General features: G+C 60.6%; 2 protein-coding genes. One reads left to right on the forward strand and one right to left on the reverse strand.

Annotated features, from left to right (window positions below; translation table 11 throughout):
* Positions 1-204: energy transducer TonB (locus H6A60_RS11640; RefSeq protein ID WP_500691539.1), on the reverse strand; the 204-nt coding region annotated here is incomplete at its 3' end.
* A 319-nt stretch (positions 205-523) separates the two neighbouring features.
* Here H6A60_RS11640 and H6A60_RS11645 point away from each other — a divergent pair.
* Positions 524-673: a hypothetical protein gene (locus tag H6A60_RS11645; RefSeq protein ID WP_205104791.1), complete on the forward strand. Its 150-nt coding sequence runs from the start codon at positions 524-526 to the stop codon at positions 671-673.
* Positions 674-1,057: the final 384 nt, after the last annotated feature.

The raw sequence follows: 1,057 nt of genomic DNA on the forward strand, positions 1-1,057 counted from the left end.
TGTCAGAACAATCGTTTTTTCGACGTATCCCGATTCGCCGACAAGGAATCGCACGCGAACGGCCACCTTTTTGTCGTAGCCGAGCGTACGCGCCTGCTTGGGGTAGCGAGCCGGTTCCTCATAAAGAATTCGATATCGGAAGCCGCCGCCCCCGCGAGCGGAAAAAGTGCCGTCGCCGTTGTCTCGAAATGCGCCGTCACCCACAAGGTCGCCTCGACCTTTCCCAAGGCCGGATCCGTCGTCAGATCCCTGACTGAACGCCGAGCCGCTTGAACCCGCAGCACCGGCGGCGCCTCCGACCTGCCGAACGCTTTTGCCATCCGCCGCCCCTTCGTCCTTTTTCTTCGCCTGCGGCCCCTTATCGGTGCCGGTGCCGCTTCCTAAGGCAGTTCTCTTGGGATCGGTTGTCGTCTTTCGATCGAGAGCCGGGTTTTTGCGCTGTGTTTTCGGCGGCTTTGCTTTGTCGTGTTTCTGGTCGGGAATTTGGTTTTTCGAAATACTTTCGTCTGCAACAAGAGGGGACTTGGGCGGCATTTTTTCCGCCGTTTTCTTCCTCGGCCGGACAGTTTCTTCTCTTTTTTCCGGCAAAGTCTTTTCAGCGGGTTTTTCCGCAGCAATTTCTTTCGGCTTCTTCTGTGTTGAATCGTCTGCGGCCGAGCGAACCGCCTCTTGAACGGCAACAGGTTGGGAGAGGGGTTCTTGAGCAGCCGCGGGTTCCTCTTCCTGCAGCGGTTCATGGTTCGTCGGCGCAGCCGCATCCTCTTTCGGCTCTTCCGGCGCTTCTGTTTCGGACGGCGCGGCAGACTGCGGGTTCGGTTCGCCAACCGTGCTTGCATCGGATGTTTCCTGCGGCGCAGTCTCCGTCGACGCCATTGGCAACGGAGCGGGTTCTTGCGGCTCGGCAGCAGGCGCTGCCGTTTTGTTAGGCGCCAGGCCTTCTTCGCCGGTCTCGATCTTAGGAGCCGCACTCTGAGGTGGCGCCTCGGCCGATTCCCCCGGGGCGCTCGCGTCGGCGCCCGAAGCATTTGCGCCGCCGTCGCCCTTGCGGCCTTCGTGC

Origin of the sequence: Sutterella massiliensis (assembly GCF_016899755.1) — a bacterium.
Taxonomy (GTDB): Bacteria; Pseudomonadota; Gammaproteobacteria; order Burkholderiales; family Burkholderiaceae_F; genus Sutterella; species Sutterella massiliensis.